At 68.2% G+C, this 20,911-nt stretch carries 23 protein-coding genes; 16 read left to right on the top strand and 7 right to left on the bottom strand.

Annotated elements, in window-relative coordinates:
* The first annotated feature begins 415 nt into the window (after positions 1-415).
* The gene (gene pgm / locus ACZ3H8_RS05850) at positions 416-2,056 is read left to right on the top strand and encodes a phosphoglucomutase (alpha-D-glucose-1,6-bisphosphate-dependent) (protein ID WP_467397837.1); all 1,641 of its coding nucleotides are present in this window, start codon (positions 416-418) and stop codon (positions 2,054-2,056) included.
* Between the two features lie 176 nt (positions 2,057-2,232).
* Here pgm and ACZ3H8_RS05845 read toward each other — a convergent pair whose 3' ends face one another.
* Entirely contained in the window at positions 2,233-2,994 is a 762-nt protein-coding gene (locus ACZ3H8_RS05845; protein WP_467397835.1) for a LysR substrate-binding domain-containing protein, read from the bottom strand.
* A gap of 59 nt (positions 2,995-3,053) precedes the next feature.
* On the opposite strand from ACZ3H8_RS05845, the gene ACZ3H8_RS05840 reads away from it, so the two are divergent.
* From ACZ3H8_RS05840 to ACZ3H8_RS05805, 8 genes are all read left to right on the top strand, one after another.
* Positions 3,054-3,458, top strand: a complete 405-nt coding sequence (locus tag ACZ3H8_RS05840; protein WP_467397832.1) for a DUF5997 family protein — start codon at positions 3,054-3,056, stop codon at positions 3,456-3,458.
* Between the two features lie 467 nt (positions 3,459-3,925).
* On the top strand, positions 3,926-4,702 hold the full coding sequence (locus ACZ3H8_RS05835) for a pseudouridine-5'-phosphate glycosidase (RefSeq protein WP_467397830.1): 777 nt from the start codon (positions 3,926-3,928) through the stop codon (positions 4,700-4,702).
* On the top strand, positions 4,699-5,370 hold the full coding sequence (locus tag ACZ3H8_RS05830) for an HAD family hydrolase (protein WP_467397828.1): 672 nt from the start codon (positions 4,699-4,701) through the stop codon (positions 5,368-5,370). Before ACZ3H8_RS05835 ends, ACZ3H8_RS05830 begins: the two co-directional genes overlap by 4 nt.
* Positions 5,371-5,382: 12 nt before the next feature.
* Entirely contained in the window at positions 5,383-5,856 is a 474-nt protein-coding gene (locus tag ACZ3H8_RS05825) for a DMT family transporter (protein ID WP_467397825.1), read from the top strand.
* A 2-nt stretch (positions 5,857-5,858) separates the two neighbouring features.
* Complete coding sequence (locus tag ACZ3H8_RS05820) at positions 5,859-6,302, top strand: DMT family transporter (protein ID WP_467397823.1); 444 nt, start codon at positions 5,859-5,861, stop codon at positions 6,300-6,302.
* A complete protein-coding gene (locus ACZ3H8_RS05815; RefSeq protein WP_467397820.1) occupies positions 6,299-7,489 on the top strand; it encodes a questin oxidase family protein in 1,191 nt (396 codons plus the stop codon). The genes ACZ3H8_RS05820 and ACZ3H8_RS05815 overlap by 4 nt, the downstream gene beginning before the upstream one ends.
* Positions 7,490-7,516: 27 nt before the next feature.
* A complete protein-coding gene (gene upp, locus ACZ3H8_RS05810) occupies positions 7,517-8,197 on the top strand; it encodes a uracil phosphoribosyltransferase (protein ID WP_467397818.1) in 681 nt (226 codons plus the stop codon).
* Positions 8,194-8,601, top strand: coding sequence for an NUDIX hydrolase (locus ACZ3H8_RS05805; RefSeq protein WP_467397815.1), 408 nt, complete (start codon positions 8,194-8,196; stop codon positions 8,599-8,601). The genes upp and ACZ3H8_RS05805 overlap by 4 nt, the downstream gene beginning before the upstream one ends.
* Positions 8,602-8,764: 163 nt before the next feature.
* On the opposite strand, the gene ACZ3H8_RS05800 is transcribed toward ACZ3H8_RS05805, so the two are convergent.
* A complete protein-coding gene (locus ACZ3H8_RS05800) occupies positions 8,765-9,385 on the bottom strand; it encodes an L-threonylcarbamoyladenylate synthase (protein WP_467397813.1) in 621 nt (206 codons plus the stop codon).
* Between the two features lie 397 nt (positions 9,386-9,782).
* Between ACZ3H8_RS05800 and ACZ3H8_RS05795 the strand changes: the two genes are divergently transcribed.
* A complete protein-coding gene (locus tag ACZ3H8_RS05795) occupies positions 9,783-11,012 on the top strand; it encodes a terpene synthase family protein (RefSeq protein WP_467397810.1) in 1,230 nt (409 codons plus the stop codon).
* A 51-nt stretch (positions 11,013-11,063) separates the two neighbouring features.
* On the opposite strand, the gene ACZ3H8_RS05790 is transcribed toward ACZ3H8_RS05795, so the two are convergent.
* Entirely contained in the window at positions 11,064-14,090 is a 3,027-nt protein-coding gene (locus ACZ3H8_RS05790) for an ATP-binding protein (protein WP_467397807.1), read from the bottom strand.
* A gap of 560 nt (positions 14,091-14,650) precedes the next feature.
* Between ACZ3H8_RS05790 and ACZ3H8_RS05785 the strand changes: the two genes are divergently transcribed.
* The 3 genes from ACZ3H8_RS05785 to ACZ3H8_RS05775 all read left to right on the top strand — a co-directional run bounded on the left by ACZ3H8_RS05785 (position 14,651) and on the right by ACZ3H8_RS05775 (position 16,839).
* Positions 14,651-15,472 (top strand): metallophosphoesterase family protein, encoded by an 822-nt coding sequence (locus tag ACZ3H8_RS05785; RefSeq protein ID WP_467397805.1) that lies wholly within the window; start codon positions 14,651-14,653, stop codon positions 15,470-15,472.
* 132 nt (positions 15,473-15,604) lie between these two features.
* On the top strand, positions 15,605-15,925 hold the full coding sequence (locus ACZ3H8_RS05780) for a hypothetical protein (protein WP_467397803.1): 321 nt from the start codon (positions 15,605-15,607) through the stop codon (positions 15,923-15,925).
* 407 nt (positions 15,926-16,332) lie between these two features.
* Entirely contained in the window at positions 16,333-16,839 is a 507-nt protein-coding gene (locus tag ACZ3H8_RS05775; protein WP_398983029.1) for a cupin domain-containing protein, read from the top strand.
* Between the two features lie 174 nt (positions 16,840-17,013).
* Here ACZ3H8_RS05775 and ACZ3H8_RS05770 read toward each other — a convergent pair whose 3' ends face one another.
* Positions 17,014-17,460 carry a nitroreductase family deazaflavin-dependent oxidoreductase gene (locus ACZ3H8_RS05770; RefSeq protein WP_467397800.1) on the bottom strand — a complete coding sequence of 149 codons (447 nt, stop codon included), beginning with the start codon at positions 17,458-17,460 and terminating at the stop codon, positions 17,014-17,016.
* A 61-nt stretch (positions 17,461-17,521) separates the two neighbouring features.
* A complete protein-coding gene (locus ACZ3H8_RS05765; RefSeq protein ID WP_467397799.1) occupies positions 17,522-18,088 on the bottom strand; it encodes a dihydrofolate reductase family protein in 567 nt (188 codons plus the stop codon).
* Between the two features lie 147 nt (positions 18,089-18,235).
* Here ACZ3H8_RS05765 and ACZ3H8_RS05760 point away from each other — a divergent pair, with 147 nt between their 5' ends.
* Together ACZ3H8_RS05760 and ACZ3H8_RS05755 are read left to right on the top strand one after the other, a co-directional pair.
* Positions 18,236-18,592 (top strand): DUF779 domain-containing protein, encoded by a 357-nt coding sequence (locus ACZ3H8_RS05760; protein WP_307659640.1) that lies wholly within the window; start codon positions 18,236-18,238, stop codon positions 18,590-18,592.
* A gap of 132 nt (positions 18,593-18,724) precedes the next feature.
* Positions 18,725-19,141: a hypothetical protein gene (locus tag ACZ3H8_RS05755; RefSeq protein WP_467397796.1), complete on the top strand. Its 417-nt coding sequence runs from the start codon at positions 18,725-18,727 to the stop codon at positions 19,139-19,141.
* Here ACZ3H8_RS05755 and ACZ3H8_RS05750 read toward each other — a convergent pair.
* Entirely contained in the window at positions 19,131-19,325 is a 195-nt protein-coding gene (locus ACZ3H8_RS05750; RefSeq protein ID WP_215089395.1) for a hypothetical protein, read from the bottom strand. The two genes, ACZ3H8_RS05755 and ACZ3H8_RS05750, sit on opposite strands and share 11 nt — an antisense overlap.
* 129 nt (positions 19,326-19,454) lie before the next feature.
* Positions 19,455-20,309 (bottom strand): phosphatidylinositol-specific phospholipase C/glycerophosphodiester phosphodiesterase family protein, encoded by an 855-nt coding sequence (locus ACZ3H8_RS05745; protein WP_467397792.1) that lies wholly within the window; start codon positions 20,307-20,309, stop codon positions 19,455-19,457.
* A 206-nt stretch (positions 20,310-20,515) separates the two neighbouring features.
* Here ACZ3H8_RS05745 and ACZ3H8_RS05740 point away from each other — a divergent pair, with 206 nt between their 5' ends.
* On the top strand, positions 20,516-20,764 hold the full coding sequence (locus ACZ3H8_RS05740) for a hypothetical protein (protein WP_467397790.1): 249 nt from the start codon (positions 20,516-20,518) through the stop codon (positions 20,762-20,764).
* Positions 20,765-20,911: the final 147 nt, after the last annotated feature.

The raw sequence follows: 20,911 nt of genomic DNA, 5'->3' as shown, positions 1-20,911 counted from the left end.
CGGTGCCGGTCAGCTACACAGCGCGGCGGCGACACGCATCAGGTCGACGGCACGCCGCCGAGTGAACCGATGGGAGATCCACATGTCTGTGAAGCTATCCACGCACCGATCCCCGGTCAACAGGGGGTAGTTGGCAGACCCACATCTGCAACGACAGCTTCGCATCGCCGCCATGCGACCGTTACGGGGGACCATCTCCGGTTCACCGATGCCGCTGATGAACGTGAGGCCGGCAGCGGATTGGCCAAGTTTCGGAGAGTTGCCATGCGATGCGGGTGCCCGGGCCCACGCTGGGCATGCCCGACTGGAACGTCCGTCGGCACATCCGTGCGGAGAGGCAACCCGACGAGACGCGACCGACAAGCGATCATGACTCGTGCACTGATCGCACCGACCGATGCGAAGGAGTGGACGGATGCCGAACGAGCGCGCGGGACAGCCGGCGCGGCCGGAAGACCTCATCGATGTGCCTCGGCTGGTGACCGCGTACTACGCCCTGCACCCCGATCCGGCCGAACCCGCCCAGCGTGTCGCCTTCGGCACGTCGGGACACCGAGGATCCTCGCTCGCCGCCGCCTTCAACGAGGACCACATCGCCGCGACCAGCCAGGCGATCTGCGAGTACCGGGCCCAGCAGGGAACCGACGGGCCTGTGTTCCTCGGCGCCGACACCCATGCGCTGTCCGAACCCGCCCGGGTGACCGCCGTGGAGGTCTTCGCCGCGAACGGCGTCACTGTGCTCATCGACGCCGCCGACGGCTACACCCCCACCCCGGCCGTGTCGCACGCCATCCTCACCCACAACCGAGGGCGCACCTCCGGGCTGGGCGACGGCGTGGTGGTCACGCCCTCGCACAATCCGCCGGCCGACGGCGGCTTCAAGTACAACCCGCCGAACGGCGGGCCCGCCGGTTCCGAGGCGACCGGCTGGATCCAGGAGCGCGCCAACGAGATCATCACGGGCGGCCTCAAGGACGTACGGCGGCTGCCCTACGCCAGGGCGCTGGCCGCGCCGACCACCGGACGGTACGACTTCCTCGGCGCATACGTGCAGGATCTGCCGTCCGTACTCGACCTGGACGCGGTCCGCGCCGCGGGTGTGCGCATCGGCGCCGATCCGCTGGGGGGCGCGTCCGTCGCGTACTGGGGCCGCATCGCCGAGGAGCACCGCCTCGACCTGACTGTCGTCAACCCGTACACCGATCCCACGTGGCGGTTCATGACGCTGGACTGGGACGGCAAGATCCGGATGGACTGCTCCTCCCCCTACGCGATGGCGTCGCTGATCGAGCGCCGCGACCGCTTCCAGATCGCCACCGGCAACGACGCCGACGCAGACCGGCACGGCATCGTGACCCCCGACGGGGGGCTGATGAACCCCAATCACTATCTCGCCACCGCCATCGCCTACCTCTACACCCACCGCGACCAGTGGCCGGATGGTGCCGGCGTCGGCAAGACACTGGTGTCGTCGAGCATGATCGACCGGGTGGCGGCCGACATCGGCCGCGAGCTGATCGAAGTGCCGGTCGGTTTCAAGTGGTTTGTGGACGGGCTGGCCGACGGCACCCTCGGCTTCGGCGGTGAGGAGTCCGCCGGGGCCTCCTTCCTGCGCCGTGACGGCTCGGTGTGGACCACCGACAAGGACGGCATCGTCCTGGCCCTGCTCGCGTCCGAGATTCTGGCCGTGACGGCGCAGACGCCGAGCGAGCACTACGCGTCGCTCACCGCCCGGTTCGGTGAACCGGCCTACGCCCGTGTCGACGCCCCGGCGACCCGCGAGGAGAAGGCCGTCCTGAGCCGTCTCTCTCCCGACCAGGTGACGGCCGACACCCTTGCCGGGGAACCGATCACCTCTGTGCTCACGCAGGCTCCGGGCAACGGGGCGGCCATCGGTGGCATCAAGGTGACCACAGCCAACGCCTGGTTCGCCGCACGCCCATCGGGTACCGAGGACGTCTACAAGGTGTACGCCGAGTCCTTCCTCGGACCCGACCACCTGACGCGCGTACAGGAGGAGGCCCGGTCCGTCGTGGCGGCGGCATTGAACAGCTGAACCCTCCTGCAGTCGCTTCTGGGAGGCCCGGACTCGCCGACCGGGTGTGCAGCCGCGCCGACACCTGGCGCGGGGCCCGCATCAACCCGCTGCACGCCCTCTTCCTCCGCGACCGCCCGGACCGATCCATCCGCGGGTGAAGACTGCCCGGAATCCACGGATGAGCGACGCCGAGGCTACGACCGGCGGCGAGGTTTGCCGCGCTTACCGCCCTTGGGACCGCCGGCACCGTTCCGTGGGCTCCTGCCGGCCGGCTTGCCGGCTGCGGGCTTCCGCTGTGCGCCGCCTGTATCGGAGCGCTTGGGCTTCGGCTGTGCTGGGGTCGGGGGACGACCCCGTGTGCTGTTGACGGTCCGCCCGCGGACGATCCCGATAAATTGCTCCACCAGGTCGGTGGTTTCGTCCTGCGGCCACGACAGCGCGATGCGCGACTCGGGGGCATCCGAGACCGGCCGATACGTGAGGTCCTTGCGGTGGTGCAGGCGGGCGAGTGACTGCGGGACGACGAGTAGTCCCACTCCTGCCGCCACCAGTTCGATGGCATCCGCCGTCGTGGCGGGGCGCTCGATCGCGGGCCGTCCCGGCAGACGCTCCCAGTCGAGGACATCGTCGAGGGGATGCAGCACGACTTCGTCGGCAAGATCCTCAGCGGACACCTGGTCGACCGCCGCCACGACGTGGTCTTTCGGGACCACGACCACCGTCGTCTCGGTGTACAGGGGGATCGCGCTGAGGTCCGTCCGGTCGATCGGCAACCGCACGAAACCCGCGTCGGCGCCGCCGCTCCGCAGCACGTCGAATGCCTCAGCGGCGGGGACCGCGATGAGGTTCAGTGGGACTTCGGGCAGCCGCTCGTTCCAGATCCGCACCCACTTCGTGGGCGTCACTCCCGGGACATACGCCAGCCGGAACGAAGGGGATACTTCCGAGCCTGTCACTCGGCCAGGTTACCGGTCGTGGTCGGAGGTAGCGCACACGCTCGAATACCCTTGACACCATGACGTCGCACCAGACCGCCCAGACGATGAAGCCCGCAACCGCGGCAAAGAAGCTGGGTGTGTACCTCGAGGCCACCCCCGCCGAGTTCCAGGAGGGTGTCATCTCGCGCACCGAGTTGAACGCACTGCAGGCCGATCCGCCCGAGTGGCTGCTGGAACTGCGCCGCAACGGCCCGCATCCGCGGCCGGTGGTCGCGGCGAAGCTGGGCATCTCCATCTCAGGTCTCGCCCGTGGCGGAATCACTGACGCCCTCACCACGGATCAGATCGACGCGTTGAAGAGGGACCTTCCCGAGTGGCTGCAGAAGGAGCGCGCCACCCAGGCCGAGGTCCGGAAGGAAGCGGCGCGCATCAAGGAGAAGGACGCGGCGCGCGGCGATCAACCCCGTCGGCCGCGCTCCTGACCTTCCCCCCTCGCGTGGACGGGTTCGACAGGGGCAGCCTGAACCGCCTTGCCCGCGCCGTCGGCGTCCTCTTCAAGGACCTGCATTGTGCGCGGAACGTAGCGCACTGACGCGGCAGACAGCCCTCCGCAGCAGCATTTCCTGAGCTCGGCTTCTTCCAGGAGCGACGAAGAGGCGCCTGACTGGGACTGATGCCCGTCAGGCGCCTCTCTTCTTACAGGCGCCGCCTCCTCGTGTGGCGGCCGCCAGGCTCTGACGCAGTTCACAACGTCGCGCATCATCCTCCTGCGCCTGCTCGGGTGCTCGGGTACGCGGTTCACTGTCGGCGCACCGGCCGAAATTCGACCATGGAGTACCGGCCATCGAACGGGCGGCGCAGGTCGCGGTGAGGCCGTCGGCCCATCTGGGAGGCCGTCGCCGGAATATGCGGCTCCGGCGCGCACGGGCGACGCAGGATCGGTGCCGAAATGGCACGGAGCATTGGGAGACAGGCCGAACGGGCCGCGGAACAGCAGCCTGTCATCGACTCGAAGGACGAGTGCATCAGCAGCAGGGACATGCCTGTCGTCCTGGCCCGGGGCGGCATGGGCGCCACCACCGTGGCCTCCTCCGTGGTCGCTGCGGAGCTGGCGGACATCCCGTTCTTCGCCTCCGCCGGTATCGGCGGAGTCCACCGTGGTGCGGAGACCACCATGGACATCTCCTCCGACCTGATCCAGTTCACCCGGTCCAAGGTGGCGGTGGTCTGCGCCGGTGCGAAGAGCATTCTGGACCTCGGCCTGACCATGGAGTTCCTGGAGACGCACTGTGTGCCGCTGGTCTCCTACCAGTTCGACGACTTCCCGGCCTTCTACTGCCGTACCAGCGGCATACGCAGCCCGCACCGGCTGGACGACGAGGCAGTGATCGCCAGGGCCATCGAAACCCACTGGGCGCTCGGCAACCGCAGTTCCTTCCTCGTCGCCACACCCATCAAGGAAGGGGACGCGATCGACAGCCGGGAGGTCGACGCCGCGATCGCCGACGCGATGGTCGCCGCCGAACGCGACGGCGTCAGGGGCAATGGCCTCACCAAGTACCTGATGCGCGCCGTCGACAAGGTGACCGAGGGCCGCTCCGCCAAGGCGAACATGTCCGTCCTCATCAGCACGGCCGAACTGGCGGGCCGCCTCGCCCTGGCACACGCCCGGCTCCGCGCCGAGGGTCTGCCGGCCGGTACGCCTGCGCCGGAAGGAGGGCGATGACCGCCGTAGCCGTCTTCGACCTCGACGGAACACTCATCGACACACCACGCGGGATCGTGGACACGTTCACGGCCGCCTTCGCCGCCATGGGACTCGACACCCCTGACCCGACGGAGGTCCGCGCGACGATCGGCCTCCCCCTGGAGCAGGCGTTCGGCAAGCTCATGGGCGTCACACCCGACGACGAGCGGGTGGCCGAAGGAATACGGCAGTACCAGAAGAAGTTCCGCGACATCGTGCTGCCCAGGGCGGTGGAACTGCTCTTCCCCGGCGTCGCGGACGGCCTCGCGGCTCTGCGCGACCAGGGGCTGCCCCTCGCCGTGGCAACGAGCAAGTTCTACGCCAGCGCAGACGCGCTGCTCACGGCGGCGGCACTGCGGGACCTGTTCGATGTCGTGGTCGGTGCCGACCAGGTCACCCACCCCAAGCCCCACCCGGAGTCGGGCCGGATGGTCCTGCGCGAGCTGGGGCTACCGGCCGAGCGGGCGGTGATGGTCGGGGACACCACCCGCGACCTGCTGATGGCGAGGGCCTGCGGTATGCGGTCGATCGCCGTGACGTACGGCGTGCACAGTGTGCACGAACTGCGGACGGCCGACCCCACGTGGTTGGCGGACACCTTCGACGACGTCCTGGCGCGCCTCACAGCCGCATCGGCGCAGAGCTGACGGGTGGTCACAGTGTTCGGACGTTCGACCGACTGGCTGCTGGGCATCGCGGGAGGTGTGCTTCTCGCGCTGATGATCCACTACAACAGCCTTCTGGCGAAGTACACGACCCCCACGTTCGCCTCGTGGGTGGCCCACGGCCTCGGCGCGGTGGTGGCTCTGCTGCTCGTGATGCTGGCGGCCTCTCGGCTGTTCCGCCGGACGCGTGCGAGTGAGGGGCAGGAGCGCGTGAAGGCGCCGCTCTGGTTCTATCTGGGCGGTATCCCGGGCGCGTTCACGGTGATACTGGCCGCGATCACGGTGAACGGAAGTCTGTCGCTGTCCGGCACGATCGCACTCATGCTCGTGGGCCAGATCGTCTTCGGACTCGTGTCGGACCACTTCGGGCTGTTCCGCACCCCGAAACGGCGCCTCGTGGCCATGGACGCCGTCGTGGCCCTCTGTGTTCTCACCGGCAGCGCTCTCATCATCTTCGGCGGAGCGTGACCGTGATCCTCTACGTACTCCTCGCCTTTCTCAACGGCGCGGTCATCGGAAGCAGTCGCGCGATCAACGGTCGGCTCAGTGCGACGATCGGTCCTTTCCGGGCATCACTGTGGAACCACGTCGTGGGTTTTCTCCTCCTGACCGTGATCCTCGCAGCCCTCGGCCAATGGGAGTTCGGCTCCTCCCCGCCCCTGGCCGCCTATCTGGGCGGTTTCTTCGGCGCTTTGTTCGTGGCCGTCAGCAGCTTTGTGTTCCCCCGGCTCGGCGCGATGAACGCCGCTCTTATGGTGATCAGCGGCCAGATGATTTCGGCCGTCCTGATCGACTGGCAGAGCAAGGGAATGACCCCCAACGGACTGCGGTGTCTAGGGGTGGTCATCGTGCTGCTGGGCATCTACCTGTCCAGGTTGTCACAGTCACACCGCGAGAAGGAAAAAGTGCAGTGATTAGTTCACCGGTGATCGAGCAACTGTTGGACGACCGGAGTTACCACATCGAGTTCAACGGGCATCTCAGCAATCACTCGAAGCACGCAGTGGTCGCACTGGCTCTGCTCGGGGCGTCTCCGGATCGAATCAAGGAGTATTACGACAACTACGCGAAGCTGACGACGTACGGATACGGCCTGGAACCGCCCAGGCCGTCCAAGTACGTCATTACGGAGGAGAACTGGAAGGAGTTCTTCGGCCAGCGCACCAGCTTCTCGTCCTACTGCGAGTTCTTCGACCGCAAGGAGCGGGAACTCGGCATGGACGAGGTGCTGCGACGCTATGTGCCGACGCTGCTCCCGGGCTGGGTCGGTGCCTTCACGCACGCCACCATTCACCTGGGGTGGGCCCTGGAGGCAGGCAGCCGGTGGATGACCGTCGAGGGTCTCGCGTACATGGCGTTCTCGTACGTGTCCTGTCACCCGGAACGGGCGTCCTCCGCGGACGCCGGCGCGTCGGCCGTTGATTCCCTGCTGCGTATCGCCGGCGCGTGGGACGACGACCGCGAGCAACTCCGCAGGTGGGCGCAGGAACTGGGCACCGTCCCCGAATCGGGGGTGCCGGAGGGCATTCACCCCGAACTCGCCCGGTCCGGACTGCAGTACCGCAACGCCAGGATGCTGGCGGAGGGCCATCGGCTGATCTACGAAACGCCGTCCTGGATCGCCGACCAGGACGTCGCCACGAGCTGGGAGCAGTCGTATTACACGGCCACGCTGCTGTATCTCTCCCGCCCGGGAGATTTCGTGCTGCTGCATCTGATCACGTCCCTGCACGCGATGGAACAGATCGCCGCGCGCCTGCCCGAGGACATGCACCGGTACGTCATCACCTGTTACTGGACGGCAATGCTCGGCGTTGTCTTCGCCCTCGCCGACTTCCCGAAGCGGGCGAAGCTGGAGGCCCTGCACTCCGCGTTCGAGGACACGGTCGACGCGGGCGGCAGCGAGACGTGGCGCCCGGACTGGGAGCTGACCGTCGCCCGGTCCTTCGAGGAAGAGGAAGAGCACAATCCCAAGCTCGTCCATGTCATGCGCAGGATGTGGGAGCGAACGGGAGGTCGGTCCATCTACCGGACCGCGGCCGCCCAGTTCACGGCCACGCCTGCGCTGCCCCCGTCCTTCGAACAACCGCCGACCGAGTGACTTCGAGCGTCAGGAGACCCGAACACCATGCTGAGCACGAAATTACCGTCGATCGAGGAATATCTCGGCAGTAACGTCCATCTACTGCCCCAGACCGATTACCTGCGGTCTCTGCACACCGTCATCCGTGACCGGAACGCACGCCGTGACGACTTCGTCCTCACGTCGGAAAGCATCATTCGGATGCTGATCGAAGCCGGCCTCAATCTCCTGCCATTGGAGAAGTGCGAGGTCACCACGCCGGTCGGCGCGACCTACGAGGGCCTTCGTCTTCCCTCGCGCATCTGCGGGGTGTCCGTGGTCCGCGCCGGAGAGAGCATGGAGGGGCCGCTGCGTGCCGTCTGCCCATCCATTCGTATCGGCAAGATACTCATGCAGCGGGACAAGAAGACGAAACTCCCACACCTTTACTACACATCACTTCCCAGCGATATCGCCGAGAGGCAGGTTCTGCTCCTCGAGCCCATGCTGGCCACCGGCGGAACCGCGCTCGCCACGATTCAGCTCCTGCTCGACAAGGGCGTCGCGGAGGAGAACATTGTCTTCGTCAACCTGATCACCGTGCCGGAGGGCATCAGCGCGGTCTGCCGGCGCTATCCGAAGGTGCGGATCGTCACGTCCTCCATCGAGGAGCGGCTCAACGAGAACGCCTACATAGTTCCCGGCATCGGTGACTTCGGCGACCGGTTCTTCGGCACGGACGTATGACCGAGGTGATCGAGAAGGTGGCGTGGGTCCGGCTGGAGAACGGCCGGATTCTCGTCGTCCGCTCCCGGGGAAAGGACGCCTACTACCTTCCCGGTGGCAAGCCGGAGCCCGGTGAGAGCGCTCATGAGAGCCTGCTCCGGGAGGTGCGGGAGGAACTGGGCGTCGAGCTGGTTCCCGGGAGCATCGCCCCGACGTTCACCGTCCGGGCCCCGGCCCATGGCGAGCCGGCAGGAACCATCGTCCGTATCGCCTGCCACACCGCCGACCACCTGGGGGTGCCGGCACCGCACAGTGAGATCGCCGAGATCGCCTGGCTCACCCATGGCGACCGCCATCGGGTGAGCGAGGCGGCCGGAATCGTCCTGGACCGGCTCGCCGCGGACGGTCGGCTGAGCGGCATCTGAGCGGACGTCCCGTCAATTCAGTGGTGGTGGCCGCCAGAAGGCCGTACCCGACGGCCGGCTGATCACACGTGCTACCGGCCGGCGGACCGGGAGCGCGACCGTGTCGGCGTCACGGCGCGCGAACCGCTCGACGGCCCGGCCGCCGGTGATGCCATCGACGCGGCTACTCGAACCGCGCGGTGTCGCCCGCACCTCGGCGTACGATCTCGACTTCCCCGCTGGAGAAGTCGATGACCGTGGTCGGCTCGGTGCCGCAGTCGCCCGAGTCGACCACGGCGTCCACCACGTGGTCGAGCCGTTCCTTGATCTCCCAGCCCTGTGTCATCGGCTCGTCCTCGTCGGGCAGGAGCAGGGTGCTCGAGAGCAGCGGCTCGCCGAGGTCGGCGACCAGAGCCTGAGCTACGGCATGGTCAGGAATCCGGACTCCGACCGTCTTCTTCTTCGGGTGCAGCAGCTGGCGCGGCACCTCCTTCGTCGCGGGGAGGATGAAGGTGTAACTGCCGGGCGTCGCTGCCTTGATCGCGCGGAACACGTCGTTGTCGACGTGTACGAACTGACCGAGCTGCGCGAAGTTCTGGCACACAAGGGTGAAGTGGTGACGATCGTCGAGGTTCCGGATCGACCGGATCCGGCTGATGCCGTCACGACTGCCCAGCTGGCATCCCAATGCGTAACAGGAGTCCGTCGGGTACGCGACGAGCGCGCCGGAACGGATACTGTCAGCCACACTGCTGATGGTGCGCCGCTGAGGATTCTCGGGGTGCACGTCGAAATACTTCGCCATTCGCCGAGTCTAGGTGATCAGGACATCCGCGCTCGGGTGCCAGGACGGCGCCGCCGGGCCGAGAGTGTCCCGAGGAGACGAACCTGCTCGGTCGGGGCCGGGCGCCGGCCGGCCGGTGACGCGTGAGGCCCCTGGGGCGGCACGACACCGCTGGGAGCCGGTCCACCTGGGCATCCACCCCGCGCCAGGAGGCGCGCCTGTGCGTCATCCGCTGTCGGACAGGGAAGCCATCTACCGAGTCCGAGTCCATGTGCGAAATCGGCCCGTCGGCGGGGTAGTTGAGGGAGCATCAGTAATGAGGACGATGACGGACAGCAATGGCCAACCGGGGCGAATACGGCCCGATGGGATCAGCCGATGGAGGGTCCGGAGGGGCCGCCCCGCATCCGTCGGCGAAGTGGGCAGCGCCGTGCCGCGCAGGATATTCCGGCAGGCGGTCAAGTGGATCCCAGCCCCATGGGTGGCAGCCTTCACGCAGCAAGACCGTCACCACCACCCGGGACCGGAAAAGCAGACGTCTGTTCCGTTAACGCCCCAACACGCCGCCGGGAACACCCGAACGTCGGCTTCGGATGACGTCCCACCATCGACAGCGACGATGTACGAGTTTCACCTGCCGCACCTCCCAAGCCGACTTCCCGCGCGCTACCATCCCCAGTCCCCCGAGCTGCAGAAGAACTCCGGAAGCTGGTCCCGCGCGCATCTCCCGTTCGCCGGAGCCGAGGAGCGGCAGCGATTCCTCGAGTACGCCTGCCTCTTCCCGTGTCTGGTGTGGCCGCAAGCGACCTATGACAGGATGCGCGACCTCTGCGACCTGTCCGCGGTGATCTCCCGCATCGATGATGTTCTGCCCAACCCGCACGATGCCGGCCGAAGTGAAGCACACGCCGCGGAATTCGCCCGAGAGCTGGACGCCGTTCTGCAGGGCGAGCCAGTGCCGTCCGCTGAGGGGCCCGGGTACGCGTCCGCTCTTTCGGACGTCTGGGGCCGTATCACGGCCAAGGCGGCTCCCGGTGTACGGCAGCGTCTGTTCGCGTCGCTGCAAATCCTCTTTCGCAGCTTCGTGGCAGAGGTGGCCTCACGGCACGGGGGCGGGTTCACCGATCTCCCCAGCTATTTGGAGCTGCGTGCCCATAGCGTAGGTGCCGACCTGTGCAGCGCGATGGCCGAGTACGGAGTGGGCGTCGACCTGCCCGAGGCCCTCTTCGCCGAGCCGGAACTCCGGGATCTTCAGCGGGAGGTCGCAGAACACCTCACCTTCGTCAATGACTTGTTCACCTTCGCCTACGAACAGCACCGGGGCGAGGCCATGAACGCCGTCCTCATCCTGTGCGACAGAGGCGACGTGGCTCTGCAGGAAGCCGTTGACCGGATATGCCGGAGGATCGAGGAGGCAGAGCGCCGATTCCTAGTCCTGCGGGACCACCTGCTCGCCAGCACCGCTCGCACTGCGGAGGTTCACGCGTACCTCGATGCCCTGGAAAACATGCTCGCGGGCAACTGGCACTGGTCGTGCACCAGTCCTCGCTACCACGGATCCGGCTTCGTCTGGAACCCGCTGACCACGGGAACCGTCACCCTGCGCCCTGGTGGCCCGACGTCGTTCACCGCTTCCCCCGGCACATAACCCGCCAGGGGGTGATGTCAGTTCTTGGGGAGCCGGACACTACCCCTCCCCTCACTTGCCCGCCCCCGGCCGGAAGACCTCCGGGCCGACCGGATCCGCGCGGGAGGGAACAAGGCTCAGCGATCTGGGTGCCGGCAGCCTCAGAGCCCGCCGCAGGCCGGCTCTGTCCGTCCCGACCTTTCTGTACACGGAGGACAACAACCGGGCCACCTCCGTATCGTCCACCCGCAGTTCCTCCGCGATCAGTTCATTGGAACTGCCCAGCGCGGCCCGTTCGGCGGCTTCCCGCTCCTCCTGGTTCAGTGCCTCCGCCGTCGCGTCTGCGCGCAGTCGTCGCGGTCGCAGCCCGAGGCCGGCAAGCTCGCGACTGGCCGTCGTAACCAGCGCATCGGCCCCGCACTGCGCCGCCAGATCGATCGCCAGATGCAGCTGCTCCGCGCATTCCTCGATCCGCCCGGCATTCCGCAGAGCTGAGCCCTGATCCGCCAGTGCCCGTGCGTACTCATAGGCTGCCGGCGACTGCTCGAGGCAGGATACGGCCCGTTCCAGCAGGCGCAGGCCTTCGGGACCTTCGGTGAGGCCTGCCGCGACGCGCAGGGCCATCCCCACCTGTGAGGCGATGCCCGCACGCTCGGCGCGGTCAACCTCCTGCAGGGCCAGAGCCCGTGCTTTTTCGAGGTCTCCCTCGGCTTCGGCCAGCGCCAGATGGCCGAGCCAGGGGCTCAAGGTCGGGTTGATCATCTCTCGCGCTGTGAGCCTCTGCCCCGCTGCCGCGAGGTCCTTCGCCGCTTCCCTGGTGCGGCCCTGGGCGAGGTGCAGCTGCCCGCGCACCGCCTGCGGTGGCGGCAACATCATCGCCCTGGGGAAGTCATCTCCGAAGGCATGGCTCTGGGCCAGCTCCTGTGCGGCACCGATCTCGCCTTTGGCCAGCAGCACTTCGATGAGGATGGCCACGGCGTTGCACCGCGCGCTCACGCCCTCGCCCAGCCGTTCGGCGACATGCAGCCCCTTCCTGGCGAAGTCCTCCGCCTCGGCGAGCCGGCCCCGTCGGTAGCGGACGTAGCCCAGCAGTGCGTAGCCATAGGACAAGTGGGCGCCGCGCCACCCTGCGGCCTCGAACTCCGCGATACCCGCGGCGAACAGCTCCTCCGTGCGGTGTGGCCGGTCACAGTACATAAACGTCAGTGCCACCAGGACCGGCACCTCGAAGCCCCAGTCCGGGTCGGTCCAGCTCATCCCGTCACGCAGGGCTCGCTCGGCATAGTCCGCGACGGTGTCCGCCCGCTCTCCGCGCACCATGGCGTCCCACGCCCGCAGGCCCAGAATATAGCGTTCCGTCAGATCTCGGCCGGTCAGTCGATCAGCAAGGCGGGCCAGACGACGAGAGCGCGCGGCGGAGTCCGGCTCGTCGACACGGAAGGCGGACCAGATGAAATGCCAGGCCTGCATCCGCAGCCGGGCCCGGGAATCGACCGCCTCGTGCGCCTCCTTGGCAACCGTCTCGGCCGCCTCCGCGAGCCGGTCGGTGTGTGCCAGAACCTGGGCCAGCCGCAGGGTGATCCCCTCGCGCAGGGCAGGTGGCACCTGCGGCTCCTCCAACGCCGACTGCAAATGATTGACCGTGGCTACGGGCGAGTGCAGCAGCGATGAGCAACCCAGCTCGTAGAGCACGGCAGCGCGCACATCGGCCGGGGGAGGCTCCTGCAAAGCCCTTGCCAGGCAGCGGCGGGCTGCATCCGGCGCGCCGGCCCGCAGATAGGCCCGTGCGGCGTCGCGCAGGTGTTTCACCACCGCCGGATCTCGCTCCGGCTGCGTCTCCAGCAGGTGACGGGCCGCCGCGACCGGGCCTTGACCGGCGTCGAGGAGCGCCCAGGCGGCCTGGCCGTGCATGGCAACCCGCACCGCTCCCGGGATCGCCCGGTAGACCGCGGTGGCGATCAGCGGGTGGACGAACTCCAGAGTGTCGCTGCCGGTGAGAATGCGGCCGGCCCGCAGCCGGTCGGCGGCGTCGGCCACTTCCGCCGGGCCCAGGCTCGCGATGTTCGCGGCCAGTTGGGGTGGGGCCTCGGTGCCCAGCAAGGCCACCGCCCAGGCCAGCCGCACAGCCGTCGGGCCCATCCGCCGCAGGCGGGCGACCAGACCGCTGCCTTTGACAGCAGCGGCCAGATCGTGCAGCAAAGGGCTGCTTTCGTCGGTCGGCAGGATGCCGCGCTCCAGTACCTTGGCGGTCAGCTCCACCGCCTCGTACGGGTTGCCACCAGTGACGACCCAGCACTCGCGGCAGAACCCGTACTCGGCATCCTCACCGAGTTCCCGGCGCAACAGTTCGGCGACCGCTTCCTGGGTGAGGGCGGCCAGGCCGAGTGGCCGCACACCGTTCCTCCCGGCCATCCGGCGGAGTCCTTCGGCCTCTTCGGACAGCTGGTCGGGCCGGTAGGCCAGCACCATCAGCAGCGGCAGGTCCTCAACCTTGGAAACGAAAGAGGCCAGCCAGGCCAGCGACTCGCCGTCGGCCCAGTGCGCGTCGTCCACGATCAGCACGAGCGGCGCGTCGCGCATCGCCAGACGGGTCACCACCCAGTCGAGGCCGTCCCGCACTCCCTGCGGGTCCGGCAGCGCGGCTTTCTCGCCGTCCTTCCCCTGCGCCACATCATCCGGAGCCGCGAACAGCCCCAGCGCCGGGCCGACGATCTCGTACCACGCGCCCAGGAGTTCACGGCGTTCCACTTCGGACAGCGCGGCCAACGCAGGCTGGAGCAGGCGGCGGACCACGTGGAAGGCAAGACCCTCCTCCTGTTCGCCGCCCCTGGCGAACAGGGCCCCGCAGCCGCGCTCCAGGGCCATCCGCCGTACTTCCGCGAGCATGCTGGTCTTGCCGAGCCCGGCCGCCCCGGTGAACACCACCAGCCCGCCGCCCGTGCTTCTCGCGGCCTTCTGGCCGCAAAGGCTGACCAAGGCGTCGCTGACGGCATGCAGTTCGCTCTCACGTTCCAGCAGGAGCCCAGATTCAGGCCCCCGACCCCGGCGCCATCCACCCGCGTCGCCGTCCCGCTGGGCTGCCCTGTCTCGTTCCTTCACGCACGCCCCTCCGCACACTCCCTCGGCACCGAATCAGGGCCGGAAGCCGGCCCGTCACCAGCGAAGCACTACCCACTGGGCGACGGTACTGGCATGACGTCCCATCAGGTGCAAGATCGACGGTCTTGTCATCCGAAGGGTGGCATTAGAGGCACACGTCCTGTGGCAGACGGCTTGCTGGTGTGATCGAGGAAGGGCAGTTTTTTACGCGTCGAGAGGGCTGGGCGAATGTCCTCTGCCGAACATCATGCCGTGGTCACTGTTTCAGGTGAAGGAGCCGCGCGTCAGGCGCTCTGAGCAAGTAAGACCGGCATGAACACCGCCCCGCCGCCCGCACGTCGCACCCGGCACCCGGCAGCTGAACACCGCCCCGCCGCCGTCAGCGCGCCCGGCTTCGAGCAGTGCAACGCGGCGAAGAACTGCCCCTGGGACGCTGGGGGTTATGCCGTCCCGCCTATGCGTGCGATTCTGGCGGGCGGTCCGGCCTCGACCGGTCACCGTCACGTTTCGCACTGAGTCGAGAGGAAGAAAAGCAGGTGGGACACACGCCCGGAAGTCTCTTGGGTATCAGTGACCTCCATGTCTCCTACCCGGAAAACCGCAAGATCGTCGCAGATCTGCGCCCCGAGTCGGAGGACGACTGGCTCCTTGTCGCGGGAGACATCGGCGAGATGTCGGAGGACATCGCCTGGGCGCTGCGCACCCTCGCCTCGAACTTCGCCAAGGTCGTCTGGGCACCCGGCAACCACGAACTGTGGACCCCGCGCGAGGACCCGCTCCAGCTCCGCGGCGTCCCGCGCTACGAGTATCTGGTCGAGCTCTGCCGAAGCCTGGGCGTCGTCACCCCCGAGGACACGTACCCGGTCTGGCCCGGCCCCCAGGGTCCGGTGACCGTGGCCCCGCTCTTCCTGCTGTACGACTACACGTTCCGCACCAGCCCCGGACTGAGCAGGGAGGAAGCGCTCGCGGCGGCGTACGAGCAGGGCGTGGTGTGCACAGACGAGTTCCTGCTGCATCCCGATCCGCACGAGAGCCGGGAGGCATGGTGCGAGGCCAGAGTGAAGGACACCGAGGTACGGCTGGCCGCCCTGGACCCGGCGATACCCGTCGTGCTGGTCAACCACCACCCGTTGGTCCGTGAGCCGACGCGCGTGCTGCACCACCCCGAATTCGCCCTGTGGTGCGGTACGGAGCGGACCGCCGACTGGCACCGCCGCTTCAATGTCGCGGCGATGGTCTACGGCCACCTGCACATCCCCCGGTCGACGGTGTACGACGGAGTCCGCTTCGAGGAGGTCTCGGTCGGCTACCCGCGCGAGTGGCGCCGACCCGGCCACCCACGCACGGTGCCGCCCCGCCGAATCCTTCCGGTCTCGTCCTGAGGCGGATACTGCCGGACGGTGTCGTCGCCGCCGAGTCGACAGGAAGAACGGCAACCGGGCAACGCAATGATGTGGACCCGTAGAGGACTAAGTGGTGGCTGCGGTGGCTGAATTGGAACGCTTCGGGGGCTCATGCCGCCCACCGCCGAGAGTGATGCGTCGGTCGACTGGGGTCGGCTGAGTGAGTCGTGGGGCAAGGAATTCCCTCCCGACTACAGGCAGTTCATCGAGTCGTACGGGTCTGGGGCGATCGAGAACTATCTGACGGTGCAGGAGCCCGAACCGAAAGGGGAACGGCCGAAGTCGGAATTTGGCGGCATGCTCCATGAGACGGTGAATGCCGAGAACGCATGGGCGCGGGTGCCGAAGTCACCCGAGCCGGCCGGGGCGAACCCTGAGCTGATCGCGTGGGGGGGCCGGCGCGCACATCCTGTGCTGGGACGCCTCGGGTGACGACCCCAGCACGTGGCCCGTCCTCGTGCACAACAGGGAAGACAGCCTGTGGAGCCGATGCGACTGCGGGATGGTGGAGTTCCTCTCGCGAATACTGCGAGCGGACTTCGACGACTGCCCCCTCGGCGGCCTCCCCCTCTGGGGAAAGCAACCCGCGACTTTCCTGACCTGACGCGAGGAGCCACGCTTGCTGAAAGAAGGCCTGGACCCTTGGACAGGTGAGCCGGATCCGTTCGCCGGGATGTTCGGCGACTGACCGAAGCGGAGATCCCTGCTCACCGCGCGTTCACATGACTGACCGCGACAGCTGAGCCAGGATCCGTGACACAACAGGCTCGCGCTGGGCACCCCCCGCATACCAGGCATAGGCTGGCAGAAAATGACGAATACGACATCTGGAGGCCGTCATGGGGGCTCTCCGCTTCGTAATCGAACCAGCCGAGGGCAAGTCGATCTGGCTCGCGGGCATAGGGGTCGACTTCAAGATCTGGGGGGAGGAGACCGGCAACCAGTTCTCGGTCGTCGAGCACCCGATCGAGCCGGGTCGTCTCGTACCGCCGCACGTGCACAGCCGCGAGGACGAGTTCTCGTACGTCCTGCAGGGCAACGTCGGTGCGCGGGTGGGTGACCAGGAGGCCACGGCAGGCCCTGGCTCGTACATCCTCAAGCCGCGAGGGATCCTGCACACCTTCTGGAACGCCGGACCGGAACCGGCGAGGATTCTGGAGATCCTCTCCCCGGCCGGCTTCGAGCGGTTCTTCGAAGAGATGGGTACGGTCGCCGAGACGGCGGCCGATCCTGCCGAGTTCGTCCAGCGGCGCGCCGAGCTGGGCGAGAAGTACGGTCTCGGGTTCTCGGACGAGTGGGTCGCCGAACTGACCGAAAGGTATCGGCTCAAGCTCGTCGGCGAGTAGCTGCCCAGACCCGGCACGGTGACACGGCACAGCACACGGCTGGCGATGAGCCGAGGCCGCGCGCCGCGAGCGGAGCGAGCCGCCGGCCCAGAAGGCGGCCGCAGGCCTTGGACCGCCTGCCTGCCGGTCCAAGGCCGCCCTCCGTCCTCCGTCCTCCGTCCTCCGTTGTCCGGCTCAGTGCTCCTCGGCCGTCTGCTCCACCACGAAGACCGGGATCTCGCGGTCCGTCTTCTTCTGGTAGTCCGCGTAGTCGGGGTAGGCCGCGACCGCACGCTCCCACCACAGGGCCTTCTCGTCCCCCTTCACCTCACGGGCCTTCATGTCCTTGCGGACCGGGCCGTCCTGCAGTTCCACCCGTGGGTCGGCGACGACGTTGTGGTACCAGACCGGGTGCTTGGGCGCACCGCCCAGCGAGGCGACCACCGCGTACGTGCCCTCGTGTTCCACGCGCATCAGTGGGGACTTGCGGATCTTGCCGCTCTTGGCGCCGCGGGTGGTCAGGACGATGACGGGCATGCCCCGCATCGTCGTGCCCTTGGTGCCGCCGGAGCTCTCGTACATCTCTACCTGGTCGCGTACCCACTTCTCCGGGCTCGGCTCGTACTCACCCTCAAGCGGCATGCCATCCCATCCCATCATCGAAGAGTTCTCGTGGCAGGCTCAACGCCCTGGAGTCAGGCAATCATCCCTGTGGGCGTTCGTAGCGGAGCAGCACTGTCCGCGAGTCGAACGAACGCGAATCGACGAGCTGGAGGGTCAGTCGCTCCTTCGGCTTGCGGAACAGCGGCCTGCCGCCGCCGAGGACCACCGGGTGTACGACGATGTGGTACTCGTCGATCAGGCCGAGCTCCGTGAGAGCGCCCGCCAGGGTCGAACCGCCCGTGAGAAGCAGGTCCTTGCCCGGGCTCTGCTTCAGGGCGGTGACCTCTTCGGCGAGGTTTCCGTCGATCACGCGGACGTTCCCCTCGGGCTGTTGCAGCGTGCTGGAGAAGACGATTTTCGGGGTGCGCCGCCAGACAGGGGCGAAGGCGAGGTCGTGCGGGTCGTTCGACATCGATTCCGCGTTGGGCCAGAAGCCGGACATCATCTCCCAGACCACGCGGCCGTAGAGGAAGGTGTCTACGCGCTCGTTGAGGGCGTCGCCATAGGCGGCGAGGTCGGGTCCGAGGACAGGCCAGTCGAAGGCTCCGCCGGGGCCGTCGATGTGTCCGTCGAGCGAGGTGTGGACCCAGTAGATGATCTTCCGCATGGCCGTTCCTCCGGGTGCGTGGCGCGCCCCCACGGGCGCTTTCACAGGTATGTCGAACGGGATCGCGCGCATTCGACACCCCGAGGAGAAATCCTGCGCGAACGGGCCGCAACGGCATTGCAACCTCGCCGGTGCTCTGCTGGACGGATGACACAGTCCCCGCGCGTGGAGCTGACCCCCGCAGCCGCCGGTCTGTTGCGGCGGCTGCGGGCGGCCCACGGTCCGCTGATGTTCCACCAGTCGGGCGGCTGCTGCGACGGCAGCGCGCCCATGTGCTACCCGGACGGGGAATTCCGTACGGGCGAGTCCGACGTCCTCCTGGAGACCCTCCGGGTGGAGGGCGTCGAGGAGCCGGTCTCGTTCTGGATCTCCAGAAGTCAGTACGAGGTGTGGAGCCACACCCGGCTCGTCGTCGATGTCGTCGAGGGCCGGGGCAGCGGCTTCTCGCTCGAGGCACCGGAGGGGGTGCGGTTCCTGATCCGGTCGCATGTGGTGGAGGGCTGAGCCTCGGCCGCGGCCCGAGTGTCGGTCCCGGTCCCGTACCGCCACGATGACGTTGACGACCTCGGCATATGCGCCGCGCTGGCCGATGGTGAAGTCGACGGCGGCCGCGCGCCGGCTGACATGCTGGGAGACGTGAACGCCCCCACTCGCGGCGCATGGCTGCGCGCCGGAATCAGCCGCAACAACGGACCGCTGCAGGAGAACGAGCACGTGGTCTGGCTCCAGGTCGACGCCTATTACGCGGACAACCGCGGCTTCGCCGGCGTCACCGCGTACGACGGCGAACGGGTCCACTTCCACCATGACGTCGGGGAGCCGGGCGAGGATGCGGGAACGCTGGAGCGGTCGGGTGACCGGATGATCGAGACGGGTGTGAACCCCGACGGCAGTACGCTCCTCGAGGTGTGGACGCCGATGCCGGACAGTGAAGGCGCCTGCGGCTCCTGGCGGGTGGGGCCGGCGCAGATCGTCCGCGTCGGCAGGCACGTGGTGCACGTGGACGACGTCGGCGGCAGCTACTTCGAGCTGCCGGCGGACGTCACGGCCTGAGGCTGCCGACCACGTTGGCGGTGGCCGCGATGCCGTCCTGGATGGTCGGCGCCATGCTCGTGCCCGCGAGGAAGAAACCGAGCAGGGCGCAGACAATCGCGTGGGAGAGCTTCAGTCCGCCGTTGCGCAGAAAGATCACTGCGAGCACCAGCAGAAGCAGCACCATCGAGATCGAAATGGCCATCGCCAACCTCCTCCGCCGCGCGGAATTGCGGCATTCGGCGGTCAGTCTGGCGCAGCGGAGGGCCCATACGGCCGACTGGCGTGTCCGCGTACGGGTGATGTGTGGCGGGGATTGGGCGCGGGCTCCCGCCTACCGGCCGCGGGCGCGGAGGAAGCGCTCCAGGCCGGCCAGGTCGTCCGTGTTGATGTGGTCGACGCGGGCGGCGAGCAGCTCGGTCCACAGAGCGTCGCGCTCCGGCCCGGCGACGTCGGGGGTGGCCCAGAAGCGGACGCGCTGGCCGCGGTCGTGGGCGGCAGCGACGATCGCGTGCAGCTTCTCCCGCTCGGCGGCGGGAAATTGGCCGACACCGAGCCAGCTGAAGCTCTGCGTCCAGTTGCTGGAGATCAGCGGGATGAAGGAGGCGGGGGCGGCGCTGCCGAGGTCGTCCAGCCGGCCGTCGTAGAAGGCGTACCGGACACGCTGGGCCTCCATGGGAACGCGGGCCGCGCGGTCGCCGGAGATGACGGGGGTGACGGCGCCCAGGCGGACGTGGCCGTGGGAGTAGCTGCTCAGCATCCGCCGGTAGTGCCGCAGCTGACGGTCGAGTTCGAGATAGGCGGCGACGCCGTCCGTCTTGATGTCGATCAGCAGCTGGAAGGGTCGGTGGTAACCGCGGTACACGGAACCGTGGTTGGCCTTCACCCGCGCGAGCAGCGGGTCGAGGTAGAGCGAGCGCAGCGTGCGGGCCGGGTCGAGGTCCGCGGGCTCATGGGCGACGAGCAGGTCCCCCTCGACCAGGAAGATGTCGGCCTCGACGCTGGTGAAGCCGTGCGACAGGGCGTCGTGGAGGGGCTGTTGGTGGAGATAGTCGTTGTGGGCGTGGGCTCGGCGGAGGGGGCCGTGTCCCCTGCTCTCGGCCGCGTGGGCGTACGCGGGTGCGGCAACGGTTCCTGCCAGGGCGGTGGCGAGGATGGTGACGGCTCTGCGACGGGTGGTGAGCGGCATCGTGACTCCGGGCGGGACGGGTGGGACGGGACACCGTGGAGTATGCGTGCCGGGGCCGCCAAGGGGCGGAGTCTGGGGAAGAGTTCGGCCAGCTGTCACCGGGGCGTCAGCCGGGGGGCCGCCGGGAGGGCGAGTCGTGGGGGCGCAAGCCGCCCGGCGGCGGGCGAGGAGTTCGTCGGTCAGGCCGACGGCCTGCGCCAACTCGGTTGCGCCTAAGGCTTTTCGGCTTCGGCGACCCTCGCGCGCAGCGGCTCAGCGATCAGCTCGCGCAGCGGCGGCCGTGGGTCGGCGGCGAGCCTCGGATGCTGGAGGACGACGCCGATGGCTGTGCGCTGAGACCGGGCACGGTGCTGCCGGCCGTGGGCAGGGGCGCAGTCGATGGCGACGTGGCCGGCGTCCGGCCGGTGGATCTCGGGCTCGTAAGGGCTCTCGGGCTCGTACGCGACGTGAAGTGACGTGACGTGACGTGACGCGACGTGACGCGACGTGACGACAGCCGAGTCCCTCGCGCCCCTACTGCCGACCGTGCCGCTGCCCGGGTTCGAGCAGGCCGCCGCGCCGGTGGTCAGCGCGGCGGCCAGAAAGGGTGCGACTGCCTCCGG

Source organism: Streptomyces sp. NPDC002868, assembly GCF_055563295.1.
This window is presented reverse-complemented; position numbering and strand designations above follow the sequence as displayed.

What these genes read in the sequence shown, in the direction of transcription:
- pgm (WP_467397837.1), top strand. Translation starts at nt 416, where the DNA reads ATGCCGAACGAGCGCGCGGGACAGCCGGCGCGGCCGGAAGACCTCATC.
- ACZ3H8_RS05840 (WP_467397832.1), top strand. Translation starts at nt 3,054, where the DNA reads ATGACGTCGCACCAGACCGCCCAGACGATGAAGCCCGCAACCGCGGCA.
- ACZ3H8_RS05835 (WP_467397830.1), top strand. Translation starts at nt 3,926, where the DNA reads ATGGCACGGAGCATTGGGAGACAGGCCGAACGGGCCGCGGAACAGCAG.
- ACZ3H8_RS05830 (WP_467397828.1), top strand. Translation starts at nt 4,699, where the DNA reads ATGACCGCCGTAGCCGTCTTCGACCTCGACGGAACACTCATCGACACA.
- upp (WP_467397818.1), top strand. Translation starts at nt 7,517, where the DNA reads ATGCTGAGCACGAAATTACCGTCGATCGAGGAATATCTCGGCAGTAAC.
- ACZ3H8_RS05805 (WP_467397815.1), top strand. Translation starts at nt 8,194, where the DNA reads ATGACCGAGGTGATCGAGAAGGTGGCGTGGGTCCGGCTGGAGAACGGC.
- ACZ3H8_RS05800 (WP_467397813.1), bottom strand. Translation starts at nt 9,385, where the DNA reads ATGGCGAAGTATTTCGACGTGCACCCCGAGAATCCTCAGCGGCGCACC.
- ACZ3H8_RS05780 (WP_467397803.1), top strand. Translation starts at nt 15,605, where the DNA reads ATGCCGCCCACCGCCGAGAGTGATGCGTCGGTCGACTGGGGTCGGCTG.
- ACZ3H8_RS05775 (WP_398983029.1), top strand. Translation starts at nt 16,333, where the DNA reads ATGGGGGCTCTCCGCTTCGTAATCGAACCAGCCGAGGGCAAGTCGATC.
- ACZ3H8_RS05770 (WP_467397800.1), bottom strand. Translation starts at nt 17,460, where the DNA reads ATGCCGCTTGAGGGTGAGTACGAGCCGAGCCCGGAGAAGTGGGTACGC.
- ACZ3H8_RS05765 (WP_467397799.1), bottom strand. Translation starts at nt 18,088, where the DNA reads ATGCGGAAGATCATCTACTGGGTCCACACCTCGCTCGACGGACACATC.
- ACZ3H8_RS05760 (WP_307659640.1), top strand. Translation starts at nt 18,236, where the DNA reads ATGACACAGTCCCCGCGCGTGGAGCTGACCCCCGCAGCCGCCGGTCTG.
- ACZ3H8_RS05750 (WP_215089395.1), bottom strand. Translation starts at nt 19,325, where the DNA reads ATGGCCATTTCGATCTCGATGGTGCTGCTTCTGCTGGTGCTCGCAGTG.
- ACZ3H8_RS05745 (WP_467397792.1), bottom strand. Translation starts at nt 20,309, where the DNA reads ATGCCGCTCACCACCCGTCGCAGAGCCGTCACCATCCTCGCCACCGCC.